At 72.8% G+C, this 23210-nt stretch carries 39 protein-coding genes; 19 read left to right on the top strand and 20 right to left on the bottom strand.

Going from position 1 to position 23210, the window contains the following annotated elements:
- Positions 1-457: 457 nt before the first annotated feature.
- Complete coding sequence (locus ACWDXC_RS41685; RefSeq protein WP_449992033.1) at positions 458-1609, top strand: hypothetical protein; 1152 nt, start codon at positions 458-460, stop codon at positions 1607-1609.
- On the top strand, positions 1606-2112 hold the full coding sequence (locus tag ACWDXC_RS41680; RefSeq protein ID WP_449992030.1) for a hypothetical protein: 507 nt from the start codon (positions 1606-1608) through the stop codon (positions 2110-2112). Before ACWDXC_RS41685 ends, ACWDXC_RS41680 begins: the two co-directional genes overlap by 4 nt.
- 72 nt (positions 2113-2184) lie before the next feature.
- Here the strand turns inward: ACWDXC_RS41680 and ACWDXC_RS41675 are convergent, their stop codons facing one another.
- Together ACWDXC_RS41675 and ACWDXC_RS41670 are read right to left on the bottom strand one after the other, a co-directional pair.
- Positions 2185-2439, bottom strand: a complete 255-nt coding sequence (locus ACWDXC_RS41675) for a hypothetical protein (RefSeq protein WP_449992028.1) — start codon at positions 2437-2439, stop codon at positions 2185-2187.
- Positions 2436-4019, bottom strand: a complete 1584-nt coding sequence (locus tag ACWDXC_RS41670; RefSeq protein WP_449992026.1) for a hypothetical protein — start codon at positions 4017-4019, stop codon at positions 2436-2438. The genes ACWDXC_RS41675 and ACWDXC_RS41670 overlap by 4 nt, the downstream gene beginning before the upstream one ends.
- A 206-nt stretch (positions 4020-4225) precedes the next feature.
- Between ACWDXC_RS41670 and ACWDXC_RS41665 the strand changes: the two genes are divergently transcribed.
- Genes ACWDXC_RS41665 through ACWDXC_RS41650 form a run of 4 tightly spaced genes read left to right on the top strand, consistent with a single transcriptional unit; the run spans position 4226 to position 6850 of the window.
- Positions 4226-4648 (top strand): hypothetical protein, encoded by a 423-nt coding sequence (locus tag ACWDXC_RS41665; RefSeq protein ID WP_449992024.1) that lies wholly within the window; start codon positions 4226-4228, stop codon positions 4646-4648.
- 55 nt (positions 4649-4703) lie between these two features.
- The gene (locus ACWDXC_RS41660; protein WP_449992021.1) at positions 4704-5192 is read left to right on the top strand and encodes a hypothetical protein; all 489 of its coding nucleotides are present in this window, start codon (positions 4704-4706) and stop codon (positions 5190-5192) included.
- A 9-nt stretch (positions 5193-5201) separates the two neighbouring features.
- A complete protein-coding gene (locus tag ACWDXC_RS41655) occupies positions 5202-6290 on the top strand; it encodes an MAB_1171c family putative transporter (RefSeq protein ID WP_449992019.1) in 1089 nt (362 codons plus the stop codon).
- Positions 6291-6295: 5 nt separating this feature from the next.
- Positions 6296-6850: a hypothetical protein gene (locus ACWDXC_RS41650; protein WP_449992017.1), complete on the top strand. Its 555-nt coding sequence runs from the start codon at positions 6296-6298 to the stop codon at positions 6848-6850.
- Here ACWDXC_RS41650 and ACWDXC_RS41645 read toward each other — a convergent pair.
- From ACWDXC_RS41645 to ACWDXC_RS41595, 11 genes are all read right to left on the bottom strand, one after another.
- Positions 6847-7038 carry a hypothetical protein gene (locus ACWDXC_RS41645; RefSeq protein ID WP_449992015.1) on the bottom strand — a complete coding sequence of 64 codons (192 nt, stop codon included), beginning with the start codon at positions 7036-7038 and terminating at the stop codon, positions 6847-6849. The genes ACWDXC_RS41650 and ACWDXC_RS41645 overlap by 4 nt on opposite strands.
- Complete coding sequence (locus ACWDXC_RS41640) at positions 7026-7322, bottom strand: hypothetical protein (protein ID WP_449992013.1); 297 nt, start codon at positions 7320-7322, stop codon at positions 7026-7028. Before ACWDXC_RS41640 ends, ACWDXC_RS41645 begins: the two co-directional genes overlap by 13 nt.
- On the bottom strand, positions 7319-8146 hold the full coding sequence (locus ACWDXC_RS41635; RefSeq protein ID WP_449992010.1) for a hypothetical protein: 828 nt from the start codon (positions 8144-8146) through the stop codon (positions 7319-7321). Before ACWDXC_RS41635 ends, ACWDXC_RS41640 begins: the two co-directional genes overlap by 4 nt.
- Positions 8143-9063 (bottom strand): DUF2829 domain-containing protein, encoded by a 921-nt coding sequence (locus ACWDXC_RS41630; RefSeq protein WP_449992007.1) that lies wholly within the window; start codon positions 9061-9063, stop codon positions 8143-8145. Before ACWDXC_RS41630 ends, ACWDXC_RS41635 begins: the two co-directional genes overlap by 4 nt.
- The gene (locus tag ACWDXC_RS41625) at positions 9060-9863 is read right to left on the bottom strand and encodes a peptidoglycan recognition protein family protein (RefSeq protein ID WP_449992005.1); all 804 of its coding nucleotides are present in this window, start codon (positions 9861-9863) and stop codon (positions 9060-9062) included. Before ACWDXC_RS41625 ends, ACWDXC_RS41630 begins: the two co-directional genes overlap by 4 nt.
- 134 nt (positions 9864-9997) lie before the next feature.
- On the bottom strand, positions 9998-10234 hold the full coding sequence (locus ACWDXC_RS41620; RefSeq protein WP_449992002.1) for a hypothetical protein: 237 nt from the start codon (positions 10232-10234) through the stop codon (positions 9998-10000).
- Between the two features lie 191 nt (positions 10235-10425).
- Complete coding sequence (locus ACWDXC_RS41615; protein WP_449991999.1) at positions 10426-10875, bottom strand: hypothetical protein; 450 nt, start codon at positions 10873-10875, stop codon at positions 10426-10428.
- Positions 10876-10942: 67 nt separating this feature from the next.
- Positions 10943-11680 carry a hypothetical protein gene (locus tag ACWDXC_RS41610; protein ID WP_449991997.1) on the bottom strand — a complete coding sequence of 246 codons (738 nt, stop codon included), beginning with the start codon at positions 11678-11680 and terminating at the stop codon, positions 10943-10945.
- A 65-nt stretch (positions 11681-11745) separates the two neighbouring features.
- The gene (locus ACWDXC_RS41605; RefSeq protein ID WP_449991994.1) at positions 11746-12234 is read right to left on the bottom strand and encodes a hypothetical protein; all 489 of its coding nucleotides are present in this window, start codon (positions 12232-12234) and stop codon (positions 11746-11748) included.
- Between the two features lie 127 nt (positions 12235-12361).
- The gene (locus tag ACWDXC_RS41600) at positions 12362-12598 is read right to left on the bottom strand and encodes a hypothetical protein (protein ID WP_449991991.1); all 237 of its coding nucleotides are present in this window, start codon (positions 12596-12598) and stop codon (positions 12362-12364) included.
- Entirely contained in the window at positions 12586-12771 is a 186-nt protein-coding gene (locus ACWDXC_RS41595; RefSeq protein ID WP_449991989.1) for a hypothetical protein, read from the bottom strand. The genes ACWDXC_RS41600 and ACWDXC_RS41595 overlap by 13 nt, the downstream gene beginning before the upstream one ends.
- A gap of 291 nt (positions 12772-13062) precedes the next feature.
- On the opposite strand from ACWDXC_RS41595, the gene ACWDXC_RS41590 reads away from it, so the two are divergent.
- From ACWDXC_RS41590 to ACWDXC_RS41530, 13 genes are all read left to right on the top strand, one after another.
- Positions 13063-13950: a hypothetical protein gene (locus tag ACWDXC_RS41590; RefSeq protein WP_449991988.1), complete on the top strand. Its 888-nt coding sequence runs from the start codon at positions 13063-13065 to the stop codon at positions 13948-13950.
- 70 nt (positions 13951-14020) lie between these two features.
- Entirely contained in the window at positions 14021-14299 is a 279-nt protein-coding gene (locus tag ACWDXC_RS41585) for a hypothetical protein (RefSeq protein WP_449991986.1), read from the top strand.
- A 2-nt stretch (positions 14300-14301) separates the two neighbouring features.
- Complete coding sequence (locus ACWDXC_RS41580) at positions 14302-14586, top strand: hypothetical protein (RefSeq protein ID WP_449991984.1); 285 nt, start codon at positions 14302-14304, stop codon at positions 14584-14586.
- A 78-nt stretch (positions 14587-14664) separates the two neighbouring features.
- Positions 14665-15546 carry a PP2C family protein-serine/threonine phosphatase gene (locus ACWDXC_RS41575; RefSeq protein ID WP_449991982.1) on the top strand — a complete coding sequence of 294 codons (882 nt, stop codon included), beginning with the start codon at positions 14665-14667 and terminating at the stop codon, positions 15544-15546.
- 141 nt (positions 15547-15687) lie between these two features.
- Positions 15688-15903, top strand: a complete 216-nt coding sequence (locus ACWDXC_RS41570) for a hypothetical protein (protein ID WP_449991980.1) — start codon at positions 15688-15690, stop codon at positions 15901-15903.
- 77 nt (positions 15904-15980) lie between these two features.
- Positions 15981-16382 (top strand): hypothetical protein, encoded by a 402-nt coding sequence (locus ACWDXC_RS41565; RefSeq protein ID WP_449991978.1) that lies wholly within the window; start codon positions 15981-15983, stop codon positions 16380-16382.
- 122 nt (positions 16383-16504) lie between these two features.
- Positions 16505-17209 (top strand): hypothetical protein, encoded by a 705-nt coding sequence (locus ACWDXC_RS41560; protein WP_449991975.1) that lies wholly within the window; start codon positions 16505-16507, stop codon positions 17207-17209.
- Between the two features lie 63 nt (positions 17210-17272).
- The gene (locus ACWDXC_RS41555; RefSeq protein WP_449991972.1) at positions 17273-17575 is read left to right on the top strand and encodes a hypothetical protein; all 303 of its coding nucleotides are present in this window, start codon (positions 17273-17275) and stop codon (positions 17573-17575) included.
- Between the two features lie 57 nt (positions 17576-17632).
- Positions 17633-18049, top strand: a complete 417-nt coding sequence (locus tag ACWDXC_RS41550; RefSeq protein ID WP_449991969.1) for a hypothetical protein — start codon at positions 17633-17635, stop codon at positions 18047-18049.
- A gap of 116 nt (positions 18050-18165) precedes the next feature.
- The gene (locus tag ACWDXC_RS41545; protein ID WP_449991967.1) at positions 18166-18915 is read left to right on the top strand and encodes a hypothetical protein; all 750 of its coding nucleotides are present in this window, start codon (positions 18166-18168) and stop codon (positions 18913-18915) included.
- Positions 18916-18978: 63 nt separating this feature from the next.
- Complete coding sequence (locus ACWDXC_RS41540; protein WP_449991964.1) at positions 18979-19224, top strand: hypothetical protein; 246 nt, start codon at positions 18979-18981, stop codon at positions 19222-19224.
- Complete coding sequence (locus tag ACWDXC_RS41535; protein WP_449991961.1) at positions 19224-19523, top strand: hypothetical protein; 300 nt, start codon at positions 19224-19226, stop codon at positions 19521-19523. The genes ACWDXC_RS41540 and ACWDXC_RS41535 overlap by 1 nt, the downstream gene beginning before the upstream one ends.
- The gene (locus tag ACWDXC_RS41530; RefSeq protein WP_449991958.1) at positions 19520-19798 is read left to right on the top strand and encodes a hypothetical protein; all 279 of its coding nucleotides are present in this window, start codon (positions 19520-19522) and stop codon (positions 19796-19798) included. The genes ACWDXC_RS41535 and ACWDXC_RS41530 overlap by 4 nt, the downstream gene beginning before the upstream one ends.
- Before the next feature lie 93 nt (positions 19799-19891).
- Here the strand turns inward: ACWDXC_RS41530 and ACWDXC_RS41525 are convergent, their stop codons facing one another.
- From ACWDXC_RS41525 to ACWDXC_RS41495, 7 genes are read right to left on the bottom strand one after another with little or no spacing between them, the layout of a single operon-like run.
- Positions 19892-20092, bottom strand: a complete 201-nt coding sequence (locus tag ACWDXC_RS41525; protein ID WP_449991955.1) for a hypothetical protein — start codon at positions 20090-20092, stop codon at positions 19892-19894.
- Positions 20082-20708, bottom strand: coding sequence for a hypothetical protein (locus ACWDXC_RS41520; RefSeq protein WP_449991953.1), 627 nt, complete (start codon positions 20706-20708; stop codon positions 20082-20084). The genes ACWDXC_RS41525 and ACWDXC_RS41520 overlap by 11 nt, the downstream gene beginning before the upstream one ends.
- A complete protein-coding gene (locus ACWDXC_RS41515; RefSeq protein WP_449991950.1) occupies positions 20705-20956 on the bottom strand; it encodes a hypothetical protein in 252 nt (83 codons plus the stop codon). The genes ACWDXC_RS41520 and ACWDXC_RS41515 overlap by 4 nt, the downstream gene beginning before the upstream one ends.
- Positions 20953-21573, bottom strand: coding sequence for a GTP cyclohydrolase I (locus ACWDXC_RS41510; protein WP_449991947.1), 621 nt, complete (start codon positions 21571-21573; stop codon positions 20953-20955). The genes ACWDXC_RS41515 and ACWDXC_RS41510 overlap by 4 nt, the downstream gene beginning before the upstream one ends.
- 19 nt (positions 21574-21592) lie before the next feature.
- The gene (locus ACWDXC_RS41505; protein WP_449991944.1) at positions 21593-22075 is read right to left on the bottom strand and encodes a 6-pyruvoyl trahydropterin synthase family protein; all 483 of its coding nucleotides are present in this window, start codon (positions 22073-22075) and stop codon (positions 21593-21595) included.
- A gap of 38 nt (positions 22076-22113) precedes the next feature.
- Positions 22114-22323 (bottom strand): hypothetical protein, encoded by a 210-nt coding sequence (locus ACWDXC_RS41500; protein WP_449991943.1) that lies wholly within the window; start codon positions 22321-22323, stop codon positions 22114-22116.
- A gap of 56 nt (positions 22324-22379) precedes the next feature.
- Complete coding sequence (locus tag ACWDXC_RS41495; RefSeq protein WP_449991940.1) at positions 22380-23207, bottom strand: DNA-methyltransferase; 828 nt, start codon at positions 23205-23207, stop codon at positions 22380-22382.
- Positions 23208-23210: the final 3 nt, after the last annotated feature.

The following is a 23210-nucleotide window of genomic DNA, read 5'->3' as shown; positions in this document are numbered from 1 at the left end:
AGCACGTCTTCGACTTCTTCCTGCGCAACAAGCGCTCGGAGTGGCGCGAATACCGGCGCCACGTCACCGAGTTCGAGCTGGGCCGCTACCTGCCGATCTTGTGACCGACGGGGAGCCACGGCTCCCGGTGCGTTGGCCCGTCTTCCGCTACGGCGTGAGGGCGGGCCGTTTTCGTTGGGGGTTGCGGCCCCCGGGCGCGCGTGCGGGGCTGAGAGCGCTGTAGAACGCCGCACCCCCGGGGGCGTCCCGATGCCCTTCGGGAGGTCGAGTTCGCCCTGCAGCGTCCATCCTGCCGGGCCAGTCTCCCGGCTCTGACCTGCGGCTTTTCTTTCTTTCCATCTATCAATCTAATTTACTTACTTTCTATCCATCTAATTTTCCTTCTCATTCGTCTTTTCTTCCAACCGAACCCGTCAGGACGTGGAGACATAAGGTCCCGGGGTGGTAGAACGGCGGCATGGAGCAGCCCGAGCTCGACCACGACCACTCCGCGCAGCCGCGAAAGGGGCCAACGTGCAAGTGGCTCGGCTGCTCGCGGAAACCGGCACCTCCGAGGCCCGGGGGAAGCGGTCGGCAGAAGCAGTACTGCGAGGAGCCCGACCCGCAGACCGGCACCGTGCACAACGCGCGCAACGCCTACGCGGCCCGGGAGTCGGGGCGGCTGGATACTCCGGCGCCGATGCCGGAGGAGGTGCCCGGCCGGCCGGTGGCCACGTCCCGGGTACGCGCCGGCGGGCTGCTGGCCGGCGCCCGGTACGCGGCCGAGAACGCCGAGGCGAGCATCCGCAACGCCGTCGACGAGTTCACCGCCGTGGCCGCGACGCTGGCCAACCTCGCTGACCCGGAGGCGATGGAGGCCGAGCTGGAGACCATCGCCGCGGACGCCGAGCGGCAGATCGCCGAGGCGCGCGGTGAGGCGGGCGAGGCCGACCGGCGGCGGCTGGCCGCCGAGCGGGAGCGCGACGCCGCGGTGGAGGATCGGGACGCGGCCCGGGACGCGGCCGACGAGGCGCTGGCCGACGCCGAGCGGGCCGAGCGCGAGGCCGCCGAGCTGCGGACGGAGATCGCTCAGGTACGGCAGGACGCGCTGCGCGATGTCGAGGTCGCGCGGACGCACGCGCACGAGCAGATCGAGGCCGCCCAGACGCAGGCGCGCGAGCAGGTCGAGCAGGCCCGGCATGAGGCGGCCGTCCAGGTGGACGACGCCCGCGAGGAAGCCGAGCAGGCCCGCGCCGCAATGCAGGCGGCGCAGGCCGACGCCGAGGCGCGGATCGCGCGGGCGGAGGCGGACGCGGCCGCCCGGGTCGAGCAGGTCGCGGCGGAGGCGGCCGCCCAGGTGCAGGCCGCGCACGAGCGCGCCGAGGCCGCCGAGCGTCAGGCGGCGGCCGCCCGGCAGGGCGAGGCCGACGCGCGGGCGGACGCCGACCGCACCCGCCAGGAGGTGGACCGGCTCCGCGCCAGCCACCAGGCCGAGATCCAGCGGCTGGAGCGGGCGCACCGGCAGGAGACCAACGCGCTCACCAAGGCGGTCGGCCAGGCGGAGAAGCTGATCAAGCAGTTGGAGAAGGAGCTGGGCAAGCTCCAGCAGACCAGCCTCGACGTGCAGTGAGTACCGGACGGGAGACGCACTGGCGGGCCGAGACCGTGCGCGCCCGGGTCGCGGCCGCCGTGCTGCAGGCGGCCGGGGAGACGTTCGCGCACCGGGCGCTCCTCCCCCACCACAAGGGCGTCGCGGCCGCGCTGCGCAGGCTCGCCCGCGCGGCTGAGCAGGCGGACGGCGGCGAGCTGGCCGAGATCGTGGGCGAGCTGCAGGCGGTGTGCGCGCTCGTCGACGAGGCGCTGTTGAACGCGCTGGAGCGGGAGACGGCCGCGCAGCAGGCGCGGCTCGGGCTGGGCGAGGAGGAGTTCCGGGCCCGGCTGTACGACGGCGAGCACGGCATCTTCAGCAGGCAGGCCGACTGGGACGCGGCCGGGCTCGGCACGCTGCGCGGGGCGAGCTCGGTGTGGTCGCGCACGTTCCTGAACATGGTGCGGCTGGTGTGGGTGTCGGCCGAGAGCCGGGCGGAGATCGACGCGTTCGTGGCCAGGTTGCGGAAGATCCGCGGGGTCTGACCCCTGCCCCCTTTTGGGGTCTGCCGGCGGGACTGCGCTTCCGTGGCAGGCGGGGGGCAAGGGGTCAGACGTTCAGGGGGTGGCGGCGGCGTGGGCGGCTGCCTGGACGAGCCTCATGTGCTCGTCGTAGGCCGCCAGCAGATCGCGGCCGTCGCGCACCTCTGGGCCAGTCAGCGTACTGCAGCGGCAGCCGGCCCGGTAGATGGTGACGCCGGCGATCGCGGAGGCGACGTAGTCGAGGGAACGTTCCGGGGCGTGGTCGGCGTGGTTGATGAGCGGGTCGGTGCGCCAGTCCTGTGCGTGGCGGGTGTTGGCTGAGGCGTTCACTGGGGGCCTCCTCGTAGTGCTGGTGGTGGTGCCGGGAGGTACCACCAGGCGTTCATGGCGAGCGGTGCGAGGGCGACGGGCGCGAGCACCGGCGCCGCTGCTGGTGCGGGGTCGGGGGTGACGGCGCGGGGCGGGTCGCTGGCCGTCGGCTCCGGGGTGGGCGCGGCCATCGTGGGGGTGGGCTCGCTCGTGGGCTGCTCGCCGCCGGGGCTCTGGCTGGGGTCGGGCGTGGGCTCGCCGGTCGGGCCGCTGCTGGCCGTCGGCGCTGGATCGCCGCCGGTCGGGAGCGGTCCAGGCTTGCCGCCCTCGGCAGGGCCGTCCGGCATCCCCGTGCTCGTGGACGTGGGCTTGCTCGTCGCGCTCGGGCTCGGCGTGCTGGGGGTGGGCGTGCTCGTCGACGGCGGCGCGGTCTGCTGCGGCTGCCCGTCCAGCGTCGCCGGCGGCGTGCTCACCGGGGTGGTGGGCTTCGCGGTCGGTTTCGTGGTCGGCTTGGCCGGCGCGGTCGTTGCTGGCGGCGCCGTCGTCGCGGCGGCGGTGGCCGGGGCGGACGCCGTCGCCGTGGCGTGCATGGTCGTCGGTGTCCGCCTGGGCGTCGGCAGGATCGTCGCGGGCTCGGCCGTGGTCTTCGGGGTCGGCTGGCCGGTCGCCGTGGTGCTGGCCGTGGGCGTCGCCGTGGTGGTGCTGTCGGGGCCGGCCGGGATGAGCCCGATCGGGGGCGGCGGCGTTCCCTGCGGCGACAGCGGGGCGGTGGCCGACGCGGCGGCCGACCCCGTCGCGGTGGGCCTGGACGGCACCGTGGGGGCGGGCCGGTCTTCGGCCATCACCTGGATCGCGGGCGGCGGGTCGGGCGCCACCAGGTCGAGCACGGGGGCGCCGACGACGGCGTAGGTGCCGACCGCGAGCACGGCCGACTGCACGATCACCGGCGCGGACGTGGCGAGCGCGGCCAGTCCTCCCCCGGCCGCGCCCACGCCGCCCGCCACGGCGGCGCTGCTGCCGGCGACGGGTACGGCCAGCCCTCCGGCCGCGGCCCCGCCGACGCCGCCGACGCCGGTGACTCCGGTGGCGGCGGTGGAGACGGCCTTGGCGGCGGCGGCGAGCTTGCTGCCGGCCCACAGCGCGCCCACCGTGGCGGCCGCGCCGGTGAACACGGCGGTGAACCGGGCGATCGCCTGGGTGAGGAGCCGGGCACGGACCTGCGCCTTGAGGCGGATGCTCGGCGGCACCCGCTCGTCGTGGGCGACCATGCGCAGCCGTCGGGTGGCGTCGTTCACCGCGGCGGTGAGCCGGACCGGGTTGGCTTCCTTCTTGGCCCTCGACACCGACGGGACGCTCATGTTGGTCTCGGCGGCGATGTTCTTCTGGTGGAGTATTCGCTTGCCGGTGACGGGGTCGCGCAGGTCGTGCAGGCGGGCGATCTCCATGTCGAACATCTGGATGAGGATGCGACGCTCGTCCTCGGTGGCCTCCAGGCGGCGCTTGATCGACCGCAGGAACGCGTACGGGTCGTCGGGCTGGTAGGTGGCTTCGAGGTAGAGCTCGAGCAGGAGATCAGCGCTGGGGTCTTCGTGATGGGGCAAGCCGAGCTCCAGGGGTTGGGCACGGTGACGGCAGCGGGCGGGCCGCTGGGGAATATGGTTCAATCCGAAATTTTCTGTGGGCGTCCGATTCGACTCCCACAACACCGTTTTGTCAACTGTTGGCGACCGCTGGTACGCATATGCACTTTGGTGTGTACTGTTGGCGACCAGTCGAATGAGGTTCGGCGGATCGAGAGGTAGATACGGTGGCAACTCTGGCCGACAGGCTGGACGAGGGGCTGCGGAGCGCGAAGCTGTCGGAACGGGCAGCGGCACGGGCACTGGCCAAGGTGGGCGTCAAGGCGACGCACGCCTACATCGGCCAGTTGCGCAAGGGGACGAAGACGAACCCCACGCTGGAGTTCCTGGCGGGCATGGCCGCCGTGCTGGGCGTGACGGTCGGCTGGCTGACCGGGGAAGATCCCCCGCCCGCCCAGCTCTCCCCCGAAGAAGAGCAGCAGCTAGCGCAGGTCCGGCAGGGCCTGGAGGAACTCGGCGTCGAGCACGTGGCACAGCGGATGACGGGCTTGTCTCCGCTGTCCATGAGCGCGATCGCGCAGATGGTCGAGGCGATGCGCGCGGCCGAGGAGCTCGACCGACAGCGCGAGCGCGAGGGCGAAGAGCTGTAGGGATCACTGCTGGAGCCGGGTAGTCTGTCCGGGCTCTGCCGGAAAGGTCACGATCGTGCACTCTCCCAGGCTGCTGGCTGCCCTGCGGTCGGTGCCCATCCCCCACCCGTTCGACCTGGATGAATTCCTGGCCCGCGTGCGCGCCACCCGCCGGCGCCCGCTGCACGTCCACAACATGCCCGCCGACGCGAGCAGCGCCGTGTCCGGGCTGTGGTTCGACACCCGCCGGGCCGATCACCTGTTCATCGCCCCCGGGGCGGCCGGCGTGCTGCGCGTCAACATCGTCCTGCACGAGGTCGGGCACATGCTGCTCAACCACGGCCACGTCGGCGGCGACGCCGAGAAGGTGCTGCGCCTGCTGCTCGGCCCCGTCGTCCAGGCGTACGAGGCCAGCCGGTACGCCACGCGCAGCCGCTACGACACCGTCGAGGAACGCGACGCCGAGCAGCTCGCCACCATGATCCTGATGCGCGCCCAGGAGCCGCCCGCCGACGGCGACGAGGCGCTACGCAAACTGTCCAGAACGTTCGGATACGAGTCATAGGAGCCCGCCGTGTCGCTGGTGGACTGGTTAGCGCTGATCCTGCTGTCCGGGGCGGCGATCTCCCGCATCCGGCCGGCCCGGCACTCCCACGAGCAGCGGATGCTGTGGGGTGCCTTCACCGGGCTCGCCCTGTCGCGGGTGTTCTCCGCGGCGCCGGTCGTCGCCTGGCTGGACGCCACCACCGCCACGGAGCTGGCCACCCTGATGCGGCACCTGACCGGCCTCGCGTCGGCGACGTGTCTGCTCGCCTACGTGGAGGCGATCACCCGTGGAGAGAGGCCTTCGCGGGCGCGCTGGATCTGGCCGGCCGCGCTGTTCACGATGACGGTACTGATCGTGATGTTCGCGGTTCGGGGCGGCCGTATCTACTGGATCGACGGCGCGACCGCGCCCGGGGAGACGGCGTGGCAGGGCCGCGTCTACCTGGCGGTGTTCGACGCGTGGCTGATGACCTGTCTGGCGTCGGCCGGGTGGCTGTTCGCCGGGTTCGCCCGGGTGGCGCCGCCGCTGCTGCGGGTCGGCCTGCTGCTGTCGACGCTCGGCATGGTCGCCGGGGTGGTCAACCGCGCGCACGTGATGCTCGTCAACCTGGTCACGCTGGCCGACCCGGGCACGGCGTGGCGGGAGATCCCGGTGCTGCACAAGACGACGTTCCTGATCTGCATCGTGGGGATCACGGCGGGGACATCGATCCCGGCCTGGCGGGCCGCCGTGGTGCGGCTGCGTCACGTGGCGACGTTGCGGGAGCTGCGGCCGCTGTGGCAGGCGCTGGTCGACCAGTACCCGGACGTGGCGCTGGGCATGAAGGGCACGCTCGGCGAGCGGGCCGCGCGGAGGCTGGTGGAGATCCGCGACGGGATGCTGAACCTCACCTCGGTCACGGAGCCGCCGGCGAGCAGCGACCCGGGCGAGGTCGCCCAGTGGGTGCGCAGCGCGCTGGTGGACGCCCGCGCGGGACGCGGCCCGGGGGTGCCGTCCGGGACGATCCCGGGACCGGATTTCAAGGGTGACATCGAGGGGGAGACGGCGTGGTTGCGTCAGGTGGCGGCCCGGTTCAGGAAGACCAGCGGGCGGGACGGCGCGCTGCTCGGCTCCTGACGGAGGTGTTCGCGCCCGCTCACCTGGTGATCGGGCTGCCGCTCGTGGTGGGCGCGGTGAGCGGCGGGTGGGCCGGGCTCGGCTGGGGCGCCGCCGCGGCGGCGCTGTGCGGCGGCGTGCCGGCGCTGGTGATCCGCGCGGGGGTGCGGTCGGGCCGGTTCGGTGACCGGCACGTCGGTGAGCGGTCGCAGCGGCCGTGGCTGGTCGGCGTGATCGCCGGCCTGGTCGTGGCGGCGCTGGCGCTGCTGGTGGTGCTCGGCGCGCCGTGGGTGATGATCGTGTGCGTGGCGATCATGCTGGCGACGCTGGCGGTGGTCGGCCCGATCACTCTGGCGTGGAAGATCTCGTTTCATACCGCCGTGGCGGCGGGCAGCGTGGTCATGCTCGCGGCCACGGTGCCGCCCGGCGTCGCCGCGGTGGTGGGCGGCGCCGGGGCGCTGCTGGTGGGGGCGATCGCCTGGTCACGGTCGCGGCTCGGCGACCACACGCCCGCCCAGACGGCGGCGGGCGCGGCCGCCGGCGCTGCCGCCACGTGGGCGACGATCGCCGTCATGCTCTAGCAGGACAGCGTGTGCGCGGCGACGAGGACCGCGAGCAGGGCCGCCGCGACGGGGCCGCCGAACATCAGCCCCAGCCCGGCGACCTCGCTGCGGGAGAAGGCCATGAGCAGCCCCACCACGGCGCACGCGAGCGACACCACCACCCAGATGGCGAACGCCACCCCAACCGTGATGATCACCTCGGCCATGCCTGCCCCCTTCCGTCCGTCACCATGACGCCGGCGTGCCCGGCGGGCAGGGCGGGCTCGACGTTGATGACGACGCCCGCCTTGCCTGCGGCGCCGGGCTCTCGCTCGCCGGCTGCCGAGGCCGGTTCGCTGCGGAGAAGCCGGCGGGCTACCACGGCCGGGTCGGACAGCTTGGCAGCGGCGAGAGCGACGCCGAGCGGACCGTAGGTGGCGCCGAGGTCGACGAGCGCCTGGAGGAGGTCGGGGTCGACGTCCTCGGTCAGGCGGGCGCGGTCGGCGGTCACAGTTCGCCCTCGACCTGGTCCAGCACCGGCTGGGCCTGCTCGCGGGCGTCGGCCAGGTTCTCCTCCGCGCGGGCGACTACCGTCTGGGCGCCCTGCAGGTCCCGAGCCGCGGCGGTGCAGCCTTCAGCCGCATGGCCGTGGGCGTGCGGGTAGGCACATCCGGTCATGTCGCGTCGCTGCTGCGTGCAGGCGGGGCACTGGCACAGCTTCACGCTGTGCGAGCCGCCCTCGTCGCGGGCTACAGGAGGGAAGGGGCCGTCCAGGCGCGTCTCCAGCCGCTTGGCCAGGAGCGTGAACCGTACGCGAGGCAAGCCTCCCTCGTCGGTGATGTCCACGGAGACGTCGCATGTGGGACCGAGGCGGAAGGGGAACTCCTGCCCGTCGATCAGGAGCTCCCATCGTGGGAACCCGGCGTTGCGGCGCACCTGCAAGAGGCGGGGAATGTTGTCGATCCGGTCCTCGGCCACGGCCCACTGCTCCGGGTCGACCATCGTGATGCCGCCTGCCTGCTCGAGCGGCGGCGCTTCCCATCGGGCGGGGTGTGGCGTCCAACGCATCTCGCCGTCGGTGTTGCGCAGGAACCGCATCTGGTTTTCCACCTGGACGTGGTCGGCGTACATGGTGAGCACGATGCTCGGCCACTCGTCATTCGTGACGGGGATGACCGAATCGGGGGCCAGGAGGTAGGGGAACTCGTAGCCGTCGATGGTCAGCGACCACGCCCAGCCGTCCTCGGTGGCGCGCTTGGTCAGCTGTACGAGGTCGGCGTGGCGGCCGAACTCGTTGCCCTGGGGCGCACTGTCGCGGTGCGGGTGGTCCTTCACTGGTTGTCCTCGCCGTCTGTGCTGGTGTCGGAGTGGGCGGGCGTTGAGGCGGGGAGGACAGGGTCGAGCAGGCCGTCGATGCAGAAGCCGACAACGTGGTCGTCAGGCTCATCGGGGACAGTGATCCGACCGACGTAGACAGCGTTCGCCCTGCGGCCTTGGGCGTCGCCTACCCGGACGACCTCGTCGAGGACGAAGGGCCGGGCGCACCACTGGATGGGTACGACCTGCACATAGCCCTGCTCGGCGTCCAGACCGCGAGGGCGGTCGAGGGGGACGTACGCCTCGCAGTCCGCCGGCCACACCTGGCCGGGCTGTGTGGCCATGTGCGCGCTGGCCGAGCCCGCCGTATCGCCCTTCACGACCGCGGGGTCGAAGTCGCTTAGCAGGATCCAGTCGTCGGCGAGCAGGTCCGACTGGGTGGCGACCCAGGGGACGATCTGGCCGTCGGCGGTGAACATGTCGATGTGCGGCCGGTACTCGATCTCGCGGCCTACCAGATGGGGTGCGGCCTGGCCGAGCGGGCGGTCTGCGGCGACGGTGATGGTGGAGCCGGGCACGAGGAAGATCCACATGCCTCGGCCGTTCCATCCGGCGCGGGTGACGCGATGGCCGGCCTTAAGGTGGGCGAGCGCCTCGCCGAAGGTCATGGACACGGCTTCTCCTCCAGGAGGGGTTGGGGCCGGGGCGGGCGCCTCGGCGGGGTCGGGTGTGGCGCGGGCCAGGGTGATCAGGCTCATGAGGCGCAGGAACGGCTTGGGGCTCGCGTCGAACAGGCTCGCGGCGGCGACGGTGGCCGCCACGGCGGCGGCGATGAGCAGGACGCCGGTGGCCAGCCAGGCGAGGGGCGGGATCACGACGCCGGCGGCGATGAGCGCGGCGGCGAGCAGCGCGGCGTCTGGGGGGCGGCGTTTCACCAGGCGGCCTTCCAGGTGCCGGGGCCGACGATGCCGTCGTCGTCGACGCGCAGGGCGCGCTGGGCGACCTTGGTGGCGGCGCGGGTCATGGGGCCGAACATGCCGTCGGCGGTGACGGTGTAGCGGTGGTCCTTGAGCCACTGCTGCCAGGTGCGCACGTCGGGGCCGGTCATCATCGGGCTGCCGGGCTTGTACTGGAGGTAGCGGCCGGGCCAGGCGGGCTTGCCGGTGGACGGGCGCGGGATGACCTTCGTGTCGTCGTCGTCTCGGGCGGGCTTGCCGTCGAGCTCGTCGCGGACGAGCTGGAGGAAGTGGTCCCAGGGGAAGCTGGGGCCCGGGTCCCAGTGGTCGCTCTTCTTGTAGACCTTGGAGACGTCGACGTGGCCGACGATGCCCTTGTGGCCGGCGCGGAGCTGGGCGTGGGTGAGCTTGCGGACGGGGATGTTGTGCTTCTTGCACCAGGTGGCGACGACCTTGGCGGCCTGGCGGAGCAGGGCGCGGCTGTAGGCGTCGTCCCATTGGGAGCGGTTTTGTCCGGCGCGGCCGGCCAGCTCGATCTGGAGGCCGTCGCTGTTGCAGCCGGGGGCGGCCCAGGCGGTGTCGCCGTCGTCGACGCAGCGGACGGAGCTGTTGTTGTCGGTGCACACGTGCGCGGAGGCTTTGGTGGCGGGGCGGGCGAAGTAGTTCGCGATGCCCTCGGCGGCGCTGGCGCTTTCGCCGGTTTCGGCGGTGTGGATGACGATGACGCGGATGCCGCCGTAGCGGCCGCGTGTGTAGTTGGCGGCGCGGATGGTTTTCACCGGTTCCCCCCGGGGTTGGGTGCTGGGCGGGGGGAGCATGACGGTTTCGGGGGTTTACGTCTCGCCGGGCAAAAGGGGGAGGGGCGTGCGCGGCCTTGCGGCTGGCGCACGCCCCTCCCCCGGGGGTTCGGTGGTCAGGTGCCGAGGTGGATGGTTTCGGGCTGGAGGGCGACCCAGTCGGTTCCGCGGCGGGCGATCTGCATGCCGTCCTCGTTGCTGGTGGTGTGGTCCCCGCGCAGCCAGAGTCGGGTCTCCTCCTCGAAGGCGCGCTGGGCGGCGGCGGGGATGGTGTCGGGGTCGCTGGTGTTGGCGTAGATGCCGACCCGGCGCTGGGATTCGTCGTCGCCGTACTCGAGGATCCAGACCTTCACCGTGTCTCCCATCGTCACGCGCGGGGGCCGCGCCCTGTTCACAGTCTCTATATTACAGGGTTTTTAGTGTGTTGGGAAGCGGGTCGGCCCCGGGGGTGCTGGCGGGTGGGGGTACGGCGGCGCGGCCCGGCCCCTCAGGAGGCAGGGGGCGGGCCGCGCCGTCGTGGTGGTGCCCGGTTGCGGGCCGGGGTCTAGGTGAGGCCGACGATCTGGCGGGCCTTGGCGATCGCCTCGGTCTCGGGCCGTTCGTAGTGGTCGGCGTCGTAGGAGTCGTCGGCCCACGGGTTGTGCCAGTCGCCCAGGGTGAAGTTCCACAGGGGCGAGTCGCTCCAGGGGTAGCGGGAGATGACGAAGCGGTCGCCGTGGCGTCCGACGTAGATGAGGCGGTCGGAGTCGTGGCCGGGGTCGCGCTCGGGCACCTGGTTGGCGTCGACCACGTACCGGTCGATGGTGACGCCGGCGGCCGGGTCGGCGGTGCGGGTCGGCGGGGCCGGGGCGGTGCGGAGCTTGGCGAGCAGGGCGGCCAGGACATCCCCGTCGGGGACGTCGGCGAGCTGCTCGTTGATGCTGTTGCGGGCCAGGTTGGCGGTGTAGGCGGCGTAGTCCTGCTGGGCGGTGAATTCGTCGTCGCTGATGGCCACGGGTTCGTCTCTTCTCGGGAGGCGGGGCCCGCCCCCGGGGGATGCCGGGGGCGGGCGGGGGATGGTGTCAGGCGGGGTCGTCGCCGTCGACGCTCACCAGGTCGGCCTCGCCGTCGACTTCGCCGCAGCCGAGGGTCACGCCCTGCACGGTGGTGCTGACCTCGATGTCGCACAGGTCGTCGATCAGGGCGCGGGCCTTCTTCTCGCTGGTGGCCTTCACGGTCGCGGTGAAGAACACCTTCACGTCGAAGGTGTACTCGTGTTCGGCGGGGCCGCCGCGCAGCGCGTCGGCGAGCCGGTTGAGGGCGAGCAGGTGCGGGTCGTCGTCGAGGTAGGCGACCTCGGCCGGGGCGGTGCCGGTGCCGTGCGGGCGGTGGACGCGGTAGGCGGTGCCGCGCTCGTCGACGGCGACGAGGGTGCGGGCGTCGGCGGTGTTCGTGTCGGGGTCGGGGTCGGTGTGGTAGATGAGCACGACGCCGAGGAAGCCGGGCAGCGGCTGGGCGCGGGTGGCGTACAGGTCGATGTCGTGGGCGACGTCGCCGGTGGCTCCCTCCGGGCCGATGCCGAAGAAGAAGTTGGTCCAGTCGGCCGGGTTGAGGCCCTGGATGTGCACGCTGTGGGGGGTGCGGGCGAAGGTGTAGAGGGTGGGGTTGGCGTCCCAGCCGTCGCGGTCGGCCTCGCCCTGCTCCATGACGGGGAGGATCTGCTCCCAGGTGTCGCGGGTGAAGGTGGCGGGCGGGGCGGCCGGGCCGGTGCCGTCGGGGGTGGCGGCGGGCGGGGCGGCGGGGGTGAACGTGTCGGTCACGTGCTGGCCTTTCGGTGGTGGGGTGCCCGCCCCCCGGGGAAGCGGGGGCGGGCGGGGGGCGGGGGTCAGTCCTCGGGGGTGGTGAGCAGGACGTAGAGGATGCCGAGGATGGGGCTCGGCTCGCCCCGGTGGGCGGTGGGGTGGAGGCGAAGGCTGGGGTCGAGGGCGACGGCGGCGATGTGCTTCTTGGTCGGCAGGTCGTCGGGGTAGGCGGCGTTCAGCACGTACCGGAGGCTGTTGGCGCTGACGTTCGTGACGCCCTCGGCGGGGAAGCCGTTGGCGACGGCCAGGGCGTAGATGCAGGCGTCGTCGAGGGTGTCGAGGTAGGTGCGGATGATGCGGCCGAGGTCGCGGATCTCGATCGCGATGGCGTCGCGGCCCATCGCCTCGGCCCAGCGGTCGTAGTTCTCGCGGGCCTGGGTGGCGGCCTCGCGCAGGCTGGCGTAGGCGGCGACGTCGCCCTTTCGGGTGGTGGCGATCTTGCGTGCCCGCTTGTAGGCGGCGTCGGCGGTGCCGTAGGCGTCGTAGAGGCTGGCGGCGGTGCTGATGGCCATAGGGTTCCTCCCGGTAGTTGAGGGGGCCGCAATCCCCCTGCACTGCTGTCTATATTACAGGAGATTTATTACTTTGGGAAGCGAGGCCCGGGGTGCGGCCCCCTCGCGGGGAGGGGGCCGCACCGGGTCAGGGGCAGCCGTGCGGGCAGTGGTCGGGCTCGTCGCCGTGCTCGTCGTAGTAGACGTGCTGGTCACAGGTGTCGCAGGTGTAGGCGACGGGGTCGGCGGCGCAGCAGGCGGTGAGGGAGTCGGCCAGGAGGGCGGGGTCGGTTTCGCCGCAGGTGGGGCAGCGGGGCTGTGCGCCGGGGGCGAGGCGGGTGTCCGCCTCGCCGGGGCGGAGGGCGGTGGCCATCAGGCGGCGCACTCGCACGTGGTGGCGGGGCCCTCGATGCCGTGCACGTCGCCGCAGGGGTGGCCGTACCACTCCAGGTTGTCGGCCTGGTCGGGGGTGAGGGTGTCACGCCAGGCGGCGCGCGCTTCGGCGTGCTGGTCGGCGAGGTCGCTGGCGGTCATGAGGCCGTGCGTGGTGTAGGTCATGGGTTCCTCCTGGATGATCAACCGTCGGGGCCGCAATCCCCTTCGGACATCTCAAATACTACAGGAGATTTAGCAATTTGGCGAGTCGGCGGGCGAGCGGCCCCCGGCGCGCTGGGCGGCATGATGCCGGGCCGCGCGGCTTAGTACGCGCGAGGCCGGCCAGGGCGGCAGGGGCGCTCTGGCGGCCGGGGGTCGTCGCTGGCCGGGGCCGCGTTGACGCCTCACTAAATGCCCTGTATTATTGATGTGTGCGAGGGATTGCGGCCCTCGCCTGATCCAGGAGGAATCCCTATGGGAATCACCAGGGCACTCGCCCTGACGGTCGCCGCTGTGGCCACGGCAGCGACCGCCGCCACGGGAGCGCACGCCAGCGCCCCCGGTGGCAGCATCACCAGCCCCACGGCGGGCACCCCCGCCACGGTGGGCGCGTCCATCACGGTCACCGCCACCTCCGACGGCATGTGCGCCCCCGCTCTGAAGGTGCGCACCCCTGCCGGGGACATGCGGGAGATCGCCACGGGCAAGCCGGACCCGATGTGCGGGCCGGTCACCTTCGGCGGCAGCTACCTGCCGGACGCGCCGGGCAAGCACGCCTTCTACCTCGTCAACCCGGCGGGGGACGTGAAGGCGGAGGTCGAGGTCACGGCGGTCATCCCGCCCGCCCCGACCGTCACCGCCACCGTGACCGCCACCCCGGCGGTCACCGTCACCGAGCAGGCGAAGGAGGCGGCCCAGCCGTCCCCCTCCCCCACGGCGACGCCCACCGTCACCGTGACCGCCACGCCGACCCCATCGGCGACCCCGACGGCGAAGGCGAGCCCCACGAAGGCGAAGCCGAAGCCGACGGTCACCAAGACGGTGCAGGTCACCACCACCGCGCCCGCGCCGCAGCCAGCGCCGCAGGTGCAGCAGATCCCCGCCCTCCCGCAGGACGAGCCGACGCAGGAGGAGACCCCTCCCGCGCCGCCCGCGCCCGTGCAGACTGCCGCCGCCCCCGCAGGCGGCGACCAGATGCCCGCCTGGCTGGCCTACCAGCTCACCAGGCAGCAGGAGGACGCCGGGCCCGGCTTCGGGACGGTCGTCGGCGCGGTCATCACGGTGCTCGCCCCGATCGCCCTGATCGCGGGTGCCGCCTGGTGGCTGATCTACCGCCGCCGGACGCGACACAACCACCGCTGACCGGCATCATCGGTCGCCCCCGGCCCGTGACCCGGGCCGGGGGCGGCCCCACCGAACGAAGGGGACTGCAATGCGGACGAGACGGCCGCCCGTCGTCAAGAGGGCACGCCGCCGCGCCAACCGGCTCGACCGGCTCTACCGGGACGAGCTCGGCGGCAGAGGGAGTGACCGCGAGGAGGTGGCCACCGACATCATCGCCGACATGCTGCTGAGCCTGCCCGGCGAGGCGTGGCCGCACGTGCTGAACAGCGCGCTGGTGCACGCCACCACCGAGCAGTACGGCTCGGCGCTGGCGAAGGAGACGGGCCTGCTCCTGATCGGCGGGCCGGAAGAGTGGGAGGGCTGCTGACCATGAGCGAGACCTACACGTTCATCGTCGACTTCTACGAGCCGTTGGACGACCTCGCCCAAGAGGTGATCGTGGCCTCGGGCCGCGACTACGACGACGCGCGCCGCGCGGCCAGCCGGGCGCTCGGCGAAGCGTACGCCGAGGAGCTGGACATGTCGGCGGACCCGCTCGGCGAGCGCAACGGCGACGGCGAGGCGTACGTGACCGCCGAACTGCACGGCGACGTCGCCGAGCAGGTGGTGCAGGTCGTCATCGGCGAATGCCTCCCCATCCGCGCCACCGGCTGACCCGCCCCGAGGCCCGCCCCACCCCGGGGGGCGGGCCTCCCCACCCCCCGAAGAACCGCCCTCACCCTGGAGGCCAGCATGACCAGCACCACCACCGCCGCTGATGTGCCCGGCAAGGCGCTGAACGGCACCGTGACGGGCCCGGCCGGGCCCGTCGCCTACGCCAGCCACATCGGGCTGGTTCGCTCCCGCAACAACGACCACGCCGCCGTACGCGTCGGCCCATCCTTCACCGCGCTCGCGGTCGCCGACGGGGTGGGCGCGCCCCAGGAGGCGGGCGAGGCCGCCGCGCTGGCCGCCGAGGTCGCCGCCGCCGCAGGCGCCTACGCCGGGACCGCGCTGGTCGCCTCCGACACGGCCGTGAGCGCGGTGGCCGGCGCCTACGTCGAGGCGCCCCGCTACGTGCAGCACGCGGCCACCAGCACGCTCGTGGTCGCGGTGATCGGGCACAACAAGGCGGGCGGGCCGCCGTCGTGGGTGGACATCGCCTGGCTCGGCGACTCCTCGGTGTGGGCGCTGTTCGACGACGGCGCGTTCGAGCGGGTGACGACGCCGCACAACCCGCCCTTCGATGAGCACGTGGTGCTGCGGACCGTCACGCAGGGGGAGCCGGACATGGTGACGCTGCACCTGGACGAGCAGCCGGTGCGGCGGCTGATCGTGTGCAGCGACGGCCTGGACGGCTACGTCGAGCACGACCTGATCGAACTGCTCGCCGCCGAGGCCGACTCGGCCGAGCGGGCGCGTGACCTGCTGGTGGAAGCGGCGCTGGAGGCCGGCGGCCGGGACAACGTGAGCGTGATCGTCGTCGACCTCGAGGTGGGCGAGCCGGGGCGCGGCTACGTGGAGGCGTGCCCCGGGTGCGGGCGGGCCGACCCGGGGGTGATCACGCGCGGGGACAGCGCGGCCACCGTGGTGACGAGCTGCTGCGAGGCGGAGGTCACCCCCGAGAGCGTGTGAAGCAGGACCGGGGGCCCCCGGGCTCGCGCCGCTGGTCGGCGCGGGTTCCGGGGGCCGCTCCATGCCCGCCACTTGACCGCAACTAAAAGACCTGTAATATAGAGATCAGGAAGAGAGATTGCGGCTCTCAAGGAGGACGACATGACCAGCACCACCACCCCCGACACCCCGGCCGAGGTCCTGAAGGACGGCATCGCCCTGCAGCGGGTGAACGTCTACGACCGCGACGGCGCCTTCATCCGGCAGCTCCGCCACCGGGGGACCGTCGCCCAGGCGCGGGCCGCCGCCCTCCTCCAGGTCGCCCACGACACCGACCCCGCCTTCCCCGCCCTGCTCGCCCAGCTCCGCGGCCAGTAGCCGCCCCACGGCCCCGGCCCGCCCGCCGGGGCCCGCCCCTCCCCCCTCGTGTTCTTGAGACCCGTTTGGAGTACGACATGGCGATCACCACGGTGCGGTTCACCGCCACGCACGCGGCCACCTTCCACCTGTACGCCGCCACCCACCACGCCTCCTACCGGTTCGGCGACCAGGGCAAGATCCACGTGCAGCCCGCATACTTCGGCATGCCGGACCGGCTCGCGGTGACGATCAGCCTGGGCCGGCCCGGCGACACCAGCGGGTACGGGCTGACCGGCCTGCGGGTGGGCGGGAAGCTGCTGACGGGCGTGGTGATGTGCACCGGCCTGGATCTGCGGCCCGGCCCGCACTTCCAGCACCGCGACCAGTACCCGCTGGGCGCGGACGATCTGGACGACGCGACCCGGACGGCGGCGGCCGACCTGCTGGCCGACGTCGCGCAGCACTTCCACGACATCATCAGGCACTTCCGCAGCTGAGACGCGGCCCCCGGCGAGGGGGCCGCAGCCCGGCCCTCTCGCTTGCCATACAACTAAATGACCTGTATTATTTGATCTACCGGCAAGGGATTGCGGCCCTTGCAAGGATCTCAGGAGGAACCGTGCAGACCTACCCGCGCATCGACCTCGACCAGGCGCTCACCTGGTCCCCCGCCGCCCAGGCGCTCGCCGCCCAGGGCCCGGACCTGGAGAAGACCCTCGCCGACGTCAAGGCGATGGCCCAGGAGACGGCTGCCGCCGCCAACAACATGACCGAGCTTCGCGACATGATCGGCTCCCTTCTCGGCCGCGAGGCGGCCGTCCCGGCCAATGCCAGCCGCACCGACCTGGAGACGGTCTACACCTCAACCGCCTGCGCCAAGTCCGGGCTGCCCGCCGCACTGAACGAGCTGCACCGCAACGCCAACCTGGAGCACGCCTTCGCCGAGACCCTCAACAGCACCCTGGACCGGGGCGAGGAGACCACCAAGGAGATCCGCGCACTCACGGAGGGGGCGGAGGGCATCGTCCTGGCCGAGACGCTGACGGCCAAGCTGGACGCCCCCCTGGTCGAGCTGTACGCCCTGGAGCACGCCCGCGCCGTCACCTGGGCGGTGGCTAAGGACGGCAAGAACATCCGGGAGGCGGGCGACGCCGAGGCACGCAACGCGATCCGGGTTCTCATGCACCTGGCCGACCACCTCTACAACAACGGGATCGGCTCGGTCTACCGGTCCAAGGACATCCTGAAGGCCAAGGCCGCCCGCCTCTACCTGCGCGAGCACGCGCTGTTCCTGCACCCCGAGGACTCCAGCCTCTACTCCTGACCATCCCCGGCCCGGCCCCCCGCCCCGGGGGCCGGGCCCCCGCCCGAGCCACCGGAGGAACGCATGACGCAGCAGGCCGCCCAGGTGCGGTGCGTGCGCGAGAGCGACGGCTTCCACGTCCACCGCTACCTGATCACCACCCACCCCGACGGCGAGGTGCCCACGCCCGCGATCGTCGACCTGCACCTGCACACCTGGATGGAGGAGCACCGGCGCGAGCACCCCGCCGCGCGCGACGTGAACGCCTACCGCAGGCAGGGCCTCGGCCTGGACGGGCTCGGCGAGTACGACACCGTCGAGCAGGCGTGGGCCGCGCTGGCGGCCGCCGGCGACATCCCGCCGGTCGCCTGCTCCGCCCAGTCCTGACCGGCCCCATCCCGAACGACCCCGAACGACCCCGTAGAAGCTGGAGCACACCCCCGAATGAACACGACCGAGCCCACACCGGCCCTGCGCACCCTCACCCTGACCGCCGCCCTGCTCAACGCCCAGCTCCCGCCCGGCTCCGCCTGGCAGGCCACCGGCGAACCGCTCGCCAAGGCCTCCCGCGAGCAGGGCCGCCTCGAGCGGGTCATCCTGTGGAAGCTGCTGCAGCAGGACCTGCCGGGCGTCGACTCCGGCCTGGACGACTTCCCGCAGGAGGCGCTGGACGCGCTGCTGGAGCACCTGAACGCGGTGCACGCCGAGCCCGGGACCGGTTGGTACAGCGAGGGCCTGCACGTCGAGGAGCGGGCGGAGGCGTGGAGGCCGCGCGACCTGGGCGGCGCCGAGGTCCTGGGGTTCGTCGCGGTGTGGCGGCTGACGGACGAGGCCGCGCGGGAGGCCGGCCTCCTGATCTGACCGGCCTGGGGGCCGCGCCCCGGGGATTGCCCGGGGCGCCCCTTCCCACAGAGATAAATAACCTGTATTATGGCGTTGTAAGCGTGATTGCGGCCCTTACGTTCAGGAGAGATCCCTTGACCAGTGCGACCGTCACCCGGGCCCAGCTCGACCAGGAGCTCGACGAGCAGTTCGACCCCGTGCCCCCGCTGGTCCGCGTCTACTGCCGGACCTTCAGCGCCACCACCAAGCACATCGCCAACCCGGACGCGCCCCGCCGCACCCTGTGCGGCCACAACGTCCAGATGTACGGCTTCCACACCAGCCGCGAGCACCGGTGGATGGTGTACGACCTGGACACCTGCGGCCGCTGCGAGCGCGCCGCCACAGCGCGCGGCCTGGCCGAGGGGCCGGAGGTCTTCCGGCCGCACGCGCCGCGCGTCATCCGCCGCCTGGAGCGGGGCGGGCAGGCGCACGTCGAGGACGCCGACTCCCGCACCATCACCCTGTGCGGCTACGCCTGCGGCAAGAACGCCTACCTGGACGCCGACACCGGCCTGCCCGCGTGCCCGGCCTGCGCCGAGCTCGCCGATCGGCAGGGCTACCAGGCCACCGCCGTCGGCGACCCGATGGCCGCCTACCACGCGGCGGTGATCCGCGACGCGCTGCTCGCCGCCGGGCGGGCGCTGATCGCCGACGATGCCGCCGTCGCCCTGGTCGAGCTGATCGTGCGCGGCAGCCACCCCGACCTGACCCCGCTGTCCAAGCAGGAGCTGACCGACCGCGCCCGCCAGGCGATCATCACCGCCGAATCGCTGCACACGAGCAACCTGCTCGTCTCCTACTGCGAGGTGCTCGACACGCCGGTGCCCCACTGGAACATCTGACACCTCCGGGGCGGCCCCACCCCGGGGCCGCCCCCTCCCCTCCCCCAGCGAAGGAGCATGTCCATGACCACCAGCACCATCCCGCAGGCGGGCGACCCGATCGACGTCGACCAGGTCGCCGTCGACGACGAGGTGCGCTTCACCACCGGTGGCCAGCCCCGCACCGGGATCGTCACCGAACTGACGAAGACGTCCGTCCACCTGCGGATCACCTCCGGCACCGTGGAGCGCGGCCACAACCGCAGCGCGCGGATCCTGCGCCGCGCGTGGGCGTCCCGCAACGTCACGCTCGTCCGTAAGGGGTCCTGATGCGCACCAGCCTGACGCCGGAGAAGCTCGCCGAACTCGCCGCCCGAGGCCGCGCCGAGGTGGCCGCGAGCCGCGCCGCGAACCCGTTCGTCAACCCCGACGTCGCTGCCGCCTGCCGGAAGGTCCTGCGCCAGCGCGGCGAGGAGTGGGCGGCCAGCGTGCTCATGCGGAACCTGGCCCGCCGCTCGCTCGGCGTCCCCGGCATGCCGTGGCTGGAGGACGGGGAGATGGAGACGCTCATCCTGGCCGACCGCGCCGAGTGGGAGCAGCTGGCCCACGCCGCCGGTGGTGGGTCGTGACGGTCATCTGCACCGGGCGGACGGTTGACGTCGAGAGCGTGAACGCGCTCGACGTCCGGCCCGGCCGCCTGGTGGTCGACCGATGGATCGACTGGCGCGGCGCCGGCACGCTCGGCGTCGCCTGGGTGTACGAGGTCCTCGCCCCGGTCCAGGAGCTGCCCGGGAAGGGGTGGCTGCTGCGGTGCAGCGGCGAGATCTACGCGTGGCAGCCGGGCCTTCCTCCGGGCTCGGTGACCGTGCTAGCGGGCGCGTACGAGGACCCTGCCCTCTCCTGAAAGGCTGCTGGCCGCAATCCAGCATGGGCCGCCTCGCCCGGCCGTACCTCCCTCCTCCTGGGGTACGGCCGGGCGGGGCGGCCCGCTCGTGTTTCAGCCCGGAGTAGGCGTTCGGCAGGCGGCAGCCGCGGCCGCGTCCGCGTGGCCGGCCTCCCGGTCGAACAGCCAGCCATGCAGGTCCCGGATGGCGGGGTCGCAGTCGAGGATGCGGCACATGACGGCGGGTTCGCCGGCACGCTGCGCGGCCAGGGCCGCGTACACGACGAAGCCGAGAGGCGCCCGCTTACCCGTCATCGCGGGCAGCCTCCTCGAGCTCGTCCGGCCCGCCGGCCTCGACGGCAGGCTGCTCCGGCGCCTGCTCGGCGAGGCGCTTCTTCACCGCTGCGATCCGGTCGGCCAGGCCCTCGACGATCTGGGACTGGTGGTTGAGCTGGACCGGCGCGCCACCGGGCCCGGACACTTCCAGCGCCTTGCGCGATCCCCACCGCTCGGGCCGGGTGCGCTGCAGCCACTCGATCGCCGGCTTGCTGTTCGGCGGGGTGTACTGGCGCTCCTCCACGCCGCCGTCGGCGTGGCGGACGACCTCCTTGACGGTGGCGCCGCCGACGGCGTCCTGGCGCAGGATGGACACGTACATGGCCTCGGCCTCGGCGCGGGCCCGGGTGATCGCCCAGTAGAAGCCGAGGAACCGCAGATCGTCGTCGTCCAGGGCGTCGTCGGCCTTGGCGGCGGCCTCCTCGCCGCGTTCCATCCACCGGTAGACGGTGGACTCGTGGATGCCGACGAGGTCGCAGGCGGTGACGAGGTAGTTGCCCTTGCGCAGGTAGTCGCACAGCTCGTCCTGCAGCTCGGCGGTGAGCTTGGTGGGCCGGCCGATCTTCGGCTGCTCGTGGTCGGTCGTGTCGGTCATTGCAGGGTGCCTCCGATGATGCGGGTGGCGATGCCGAGCATGGCGTACCGGTCGTACGGCTGGAGGTCCTCGCTGGAGTACAGGCCGACGCCGGTGGTGCCGTCGGCCGCGGAGACCTTGACGACGACCACGGCGTCGGTGATGAAGTCGCCCTCGTGGATGCACCCCTTGACGCCGAGCTGGTCGAGGATGTGGCCGAGCGGCTGCGGGGTGTGCTCGTGCTCGGGGCCGGAGCCGGTGGTGCTCACGTGGCGCTCCAGAGGGTGAGGAGTTCGGCGTGCAAGGCCGCGTCGGCGCGGAGCTTGCCCGTGACGTTGGTGGTGGATGTGGCGGCGCCGGTGGCGCAGGCGCCGCGCAGGGTCAGGCAGGTGTGCGTGGTGCGCAGGAGCGCGGCCGCGCCGTAGGTGGACAGGTGGCCGGTGATGGCGTCGACGACCTGGCGGCCGACGCGTTCGGGGCTGGTGGGGCGGGCGGCGTACTCGCGCACGAGGCGGGCCAGCTTGCCGGCGGGCACCAGGGCGGCGACCGGGGTGGGCAGGTAGGCGACGAGCGCGGTCCCGGTGTACGGCAGGGCGTGGTGCTCGCAGATGCCGGCGATCGGCACGCCGGTGGCGGCGATCAGGCCGGGCTCCAGATTGGAGCCGGTCTCTACCCGGTAGGTGCGGGCGAGGTGGCGGACGGGGTCCTTGCGGGCGCCCGAGGTGAGTTCCATGAGGGCGTTGAGGAGTCGCCGCGGCGTGTCGGAGGTGTCGGCCTGGCAGGGGATGCCGATGCCCTCCAGGAGCTGGCGGGCCGGGTCGGCGAGGGCGCGCATGGCCGCGCGCTCGGCGGTGCGCGACGGCGGCGGTGCCGGGGTGTTGGCCACGGTGGAGTCTCTTCTCTGCTCAGACGTGGATGGTGGGCCGGTAGGGGGCGGCGTGCCAGGACGCGGTGTTGGTGGCGGTCTCGGCGACGTCGACGCGCAGCAGCGTCACGTCGACGCGGTCGGCGGCCTGGCGTAGCCAGTCGTGCGCCTGGTCGGCCAGGAGCTGGGCGACCGCTTCGACGGTGGGCCACGGCTGGTCGGGGTAGTCGGTGCCGGGGCTGCGGCCGAAGATGAAGACCTTCTGTGCCTCGTCCTGGAGGGCGGGCAGGAGCCGGTCGTCGGCGCCGAGCATGGTGGCGTGGTCGAGCCGGTCGTCGATCCAGGCGCGCATGCGCTTCTTGATGCGGCTGAAGTCGACGACGACGCCTTCGCGGTCGAGGTGGCCGGTCCCGATCGTGACCGTGGTGTGCCAGGTGTGACCGTGCAGGTTGACGCATTTGCCGCCGAGGTGCGGAAGGCGGTGGGCGGCGTCGAAGGCGTGGGAGACGGAGGTGGTGAACACTGGGGTCGCGGATCCTGTAGCTGGTGTGCGGGCGGGAGTCAGGCGGCGGCGGGTGTGCCGGCGACGGGCTCGGGCGGGATCCGCGGGGTGAACCAGTGGCCCACGGCAGGCTGCGGGGCGGGGGCCGGCGGCGTGAGGATGGGCGGCGTGTCGAGGACGCGCGCGGGCGCCAGGCCGGCAGGGGCGGGGGCGAGCTGGGGCAGGTGGTACTCGGCCGCGAGCTCGTCGTAGATCGGTGTGCTCATCATGTGGGGGGATGTAGCACGATCGGATGCTTACGTCTCGGCGGCCGTTCGGCGCCTGGTCAGGAGACGGGTACGGGGTCGGCCGGTGGTGTGGCGGCGGCGAGTCGCTCGGCGGCGACCTGGGCGAAGTGCGGGGTCATCTCGATGCCGATGAAGCGGCGGCCCTCCTGGAGGGCGGCCACGCCGGTGGAGCCGGACCCGGCGAACGGGTCGAGCACGGTCCCGCCGGGCGGTGCGACCTTGACCAGGGTGGTGAGCAGCGGCTCCACGGGCTTTTGCGTCTGGTGGACGCGCTTGGCGCCTGTCGGCGGGGCACCGTCGACCGCGCCGGGCAGGTACACCTCGTACTCCTTCTGGATGGGGCCGTTGACGCCCCACACGGCGTATTCGACGTTGTTGCGGAAGCCGCCGCGCACGGGCCGGCCGGTGGTCTTGACCCAGGGGACGATGCCGCGCCAGGTCCAGCCGGCGGCCTGGAGGGCGTCGGTGGTGGCGGGGAGCTGCCGCCAGTCGGTGAAGGCGAGCAGGCTGCCGCCGGGCCGGGTGAGGCGCAGCGCCTGCGACATCCACACGGTGGACCAGTACGTCCACGAGCGTTGGTCGCGCTGGTCGCCGGGGAAGTCGGGCACCTCGTGGGCGATGTCGCCGGCGCGGCCGGAGACGTACTTGTCGCGGGTGGAGCGCTGCCGCTCCCGGGCGGTGGCGCCGCCGCTGCTGTAGGGCGGGTCGGCGATGACCGCGTCGACCAGGTCCTCGGGCTGGGCGGGCAGCGTCGGGAGGATGGACAGCGTCTCCCCCTGGTAGAGGGTCGCGTTCGGCCCGTACCAGTACGGGGCGGGACGGGCGGCGTACTCGGCGACGAGTCGATCGTAGATAGGCGTATTCACACC

The sequence above is a fragment of the Nonomuraea sp. NPDC003214 genome, assembly GCF_053590035.1.
The sequence above is the reverse complement of the archived record's forward strand: the minus strand, read 5'-3'. Positions and strand labels throughout refer to the sequence as shown.